Genomic DNA, 3,624 nt, shown 5'->3' on the forward strand with positions numbered 1-3,624 from the left:
CGCTGTTGCGCGGCGCGGCGGCGACCGCGACCGGCCTGCTGCTGGCCGCGCCCGTGCTGACGGTGAGTTACACCGCCAGCAAGGCGTCCCAGCCCGCCGGGCCCCAGGACTACACGCCGCCCGCCGCTCCCGGGGGCCCGGGGCGCCGGGCGGCGCGGCGGGCCGGCAGGCGGCGCCGCTGCGGGTGTGTCGATGGTCGCGGAGGAGGTGGTCAGCACCGTGTCTCGCTTGCTCGTATGCCTCGGATCGTCTCCTGGCGCATCCTACTACGTTCTTTGTAGTAGATCTCGACATCGCGCCGCTTCGCCGTCCTCCGGCGCCGTCCGCCGGAGTTCATACCGCTGACGCCGCCGTACGGGTCCGGCTCCGCAGCCGTCTCAGTGCCACGTCGAAGGCCCCGCGCGCACCTGGCGCCAGGCGCAGCGCCAGCGAACCGCCCGCCGTCCGGTACGCCTGGATCAGCGCGACGCCGTACCGCCCGCAGGGGGTGACCGTGCGGCGCAGCCCGGAGTCCTGCGCGCGCGGTGCGAGCGGGGCCGTCACCGTGCCGTCGGCGTACCGCAGCCGCACCCGTACGTCCCAGGTCTGGGTCCCGCGACAGCCCGCGGCGGCGAGCCGGCCCACGTCGAGCGGGACGCTGGCGCGCCAGCGACCGCACTCGTCGTACGCCGTGGCCGTGGTGGTGACGGTGGGTTCCGCGCTGTTCCGGGCGATGACGTCGACCTCCACCGCGATGGGGCCGCCGACCGCGGCGAGGCGGCCGTACAGATCGCGGATCCGCAGCCGCAGTCTCCCGTGGCGGCCGGTGAACAGCGTGCCGTCCACCGTCAACGGCAGTGCGTCGAGCGGGAGTCGGCCGAGCCCGTCGAGCCTGACGTCGCGCAGGCCGTCCGACCAGACGGGACCGGCCGACGTCCGCGCGTACGGCGGGGCCAGCCTGGCCGGGTCCGCCGCGAGCTGCGCGAGCCGGGCCAGGTCGCGCGGGGCGTCGCAGGCCAGCACCACCGCGGCGATCCAGCGGGCGGGGGCCGCCGCCGCGGCCCGCTCGGCGTCGGTGAAGGAGGCCAGGTGGGCGCGGGCCAGTTTCCACCACGCGCGCTGGTACGCGGGGTCGCGGCCCGGCAGCCCGCGGACGTACAGGCGCAGGTCGTCGTCAAGGAACGCCGTGCGGCAGGCGGCGGCGAGCAGGGGGCGGCGGGCGGCGGTGAAGATGTCGACGGCCTGGCGGTGGGCGGCGACGCGGGCGGCCCAGTCGCCGATGTCCCGGCGGGCGGGCGCGCCCGGCTCCCCGGCCTCGCGGCGTGCCCGCCGGACGCAGACGGTGTCGGGCACGACGGCGATCGGCGGTCCCGCGGCCAGGACCCGGGCGGTGAAGACGAAGTCCTCGTAGGCGAAGGCGCCTTCGGGGCAGCGGAGCCGGTGCCGGTCGAGGAAGGCGCGCCGGTAGAGCTTGTTGACGGTCAAGGTGTCGCGCAGGAGTTCCGGATGGTCCTCGGGCGACGCGAGGACGGCGGCCTCGCGGTAGAGCGCGGGCTGCCAGCGCACCTCACGGCCGCCGGGCAGTTCGCGGCGGACGGCGACGCCGACGGTGACCGGCGTGCGGTGGGTCTCCGCGGCGGTGAGCAGCGCGCGTACGGCGCCGTCCGGCAGTACGCCGTCGCTGTCGAGGAACATCACGTACTCGGCGGTGGCCATCGCGACGCCGTCGTTGCGGGGCGTGCCGCGACCGCCGCTGTTCTCGGCGCGGTGCAGGACGCGCAGCCGGGGCTCGCGGGCGGCCAGCGCGTCCAGGACGTCGGGCGTCCGGTCGCGGGAGGCGTCGTCCACCGCGACGACCTCGGTGACGGCGTGACCCTGCGCGAGCGCGGACCGTACGGCGGCGCCGACGAACTCCGCGTCGTCGCGGGCGATGACCACGACGCACACGCCCGGTCCTGTCATCCGCATGGCGAACCGTCCATGGCGGCCACTCCCTGTCGGCCCTCTCCCGGTCGGCGGCCCGGTGCTCCGGGACGCCGTGATGCCGGTGGTTACTACACTCCTTGTAGTAACCACCCGGAACCGGAAGCTACTACAGACCTTGTAGTAGCGTAATAAGTGGAGACGAGATCCCCGATGGCCCCTCAGCGCCGGAGCCGCGGCAGTCTGGCCCGCGACATCCAGGCCGTACTCGCCGCGGGCGCAGGACCGATGACCCCCGCGCAGGTCCGCGACGCGCTCGGCGGGGAGCTGGCCTACACGACGGTGATGACCGTGCTCACCCGGCTGCACACCAAGGGCGAGATCACCCGGCGGCAGGAGGGCCGCGGCTACGCGTACACCGCGCCCGCGCACCCGGCCGAGGTCACCGCGCAGCGCATGCAGCGGCTGCTCGACGCCGACGACGACCGCGCCGGTGTGCTGGTCCGCTTCGTCGGCACCCTCAAGGCCGCCGACGAACACCTCCTGCGCAGCCTCCTCGACCAGCAGGACCCCGAAAGTCCCAGGGACGGCGAGGCAACCGACGGCGCGGCCGATCCGTCTGACGGACCGGAGCCGGACGGAAAGCGGTGAAGGTGCTGACAGCGGTGGACGCGACGAACGGGCGGCGCGCGGCGGACCCGACCGGTTCGACCGAACCGACGTTCGCGGAACCGACCGCCACGCGCGGACCGGCGCCCAGGGGCCTGACGGCATCGCGCCGACCGGCGCCCAGGGACCCGACCGCATCAGGCCGTTCGGCGTGCCCGGTCCCGACCGCATCAGGCCGTCCGACACCCACGGACCGGCGGTGGGCCGCCGACGCCGGGGAGGCGACGTGACCGAAGCCGTCTGCGCGACCGCCCTCGTCTGCCTGCTGTTCGCGCTCACCGCGCCCTGGCTCGGAAAGCTGCTGCCGCCCGCCACGGCCACCCGGCTGCTCGTGCCCGCCGCGCTCGCGGTGGCCGCCTCGACCCTGTTCGTCCTCGGCGAGCTGGGCTTCACCTGGCTCGGACAGGTGCCCGCGATCGCCGCCCTCGGACCGTGGTCGCCCAAGCGCCTCGACGCCCTCGACCCCGTGCCCGACCCGCTGGCGGCGGCCAGCCTCGTCCTGCTGGCCGCGGCCGTCGCGCACGCCTCGCTCACCGTCGTCCGCCGACTGCGCGCACTGGCCGCCGTCTACCGCATCGCCCGCGGCCCGCGCACCGCCGACCCCGTGATCGTCGTCGACAACCCGTGGCCCGACGCCTTCACCACCCCCGCCCCCGCCGCGCGCATCGTGATCACTACTGGCCTGCTCAGGGCGCTCACCCCGCAGGAGCGGCAGGTCGTCCTCGCCCACGAGCGCTCCCACCTCAACCACCGGCATGTGTGGTGGATCCTCGCCGCCGAACTGGCCGCGGGCGTCAACCCGTTGCTGCGCCGGACCGCCAAGGCGGCCGGTCAGGCCGTCGAGCGCTGGGCGGACGAGGACGCCGCCCGCAGCGTCGGCGACCGGCAGCTCGTCGCCAGGACCATCGCCCGCGCGGCGCTGCTCCAGCACGACGTGCCGCACCCGGCCGCCGGATCCGCGCCCGTCGCGGCGGCCACCGCGCGGCGCTGCTCCAGCACGACGTGCCGCACCCGGCCGCCGGATCCGCGCCCGTCGCGGCGGCCACCGGCAGC

At 75.9% G+C, this 3,624-nt stretch carries 3 protein-coding genes; 2 read left to right on the plus strand and 1 reads right to left on the minus strand.

Features of this window, described 5'->3' with window-relative positions; genetic code table 11:
- Nucleotides 1–333: 333 nt before the first annotated feature.
- A complete protein-coding gene (locus BGM09_RS16035) occupies nt 334–1,947 on the minus strand; it encodes a glycosyltransferase family 2 protein (protein ID WP_317452724.1) in 1,614 nt (537 codons plus the stop codon).
- A gap of 168 nt (nt 1,948–2,115) precedes the next feature.
- On the opposite strand from BGM09_RS16035, the gene BGM09_RS16040 reads away from it, so the two are divergent.
- Nucleotides 2,116–2,553, plus strand: coding sequence for a BlaI/MecI/CopY family transcriptional regulator (locus BGM09_RS16040; protein ID WP_188282272.1), 438 nt, complete (start codon nt 2,116–2,118; stop codon nt 2,551–2,553).
- A 244-nt stretch (nt 2,554–2,797) separates the two neighbouring features.
- On the plus strand, nt 2,798–3,624 hold an 827-nt coding region (locus BGM09_RS38865; RefSeq protein WP_188282273.1), incomplete at its 3' end, for a M56 family metallopeptidase.

The organism is Streptomyces sp. CBMA29 (assembly GCF_014596445.1).
Lineage (GTDB): Bacteria > Actinomycetota > Actinomycetes > Streptomycetales > Streptomycetaceae > Actinacidiphila.

What these genes read in the sequence shown, in the direction of transcription:
- BGM09_RS16035 (WP_317452724.1), bottom strand. Translation starts at nt 1,947, where the DNA reads ATGCGGATGACAGGACCGGGCGTGTGCGTCGTGGTCATCGCCCGCGAC.
- BGM09_RS16040 (WP_188282272.1), top strand. Translation starts at nt 2,116, where the DNA reads ATGGCCCCTCAGCGCCGGAGCCGCGGCAGTCTGGCCCGCGACATCCAG.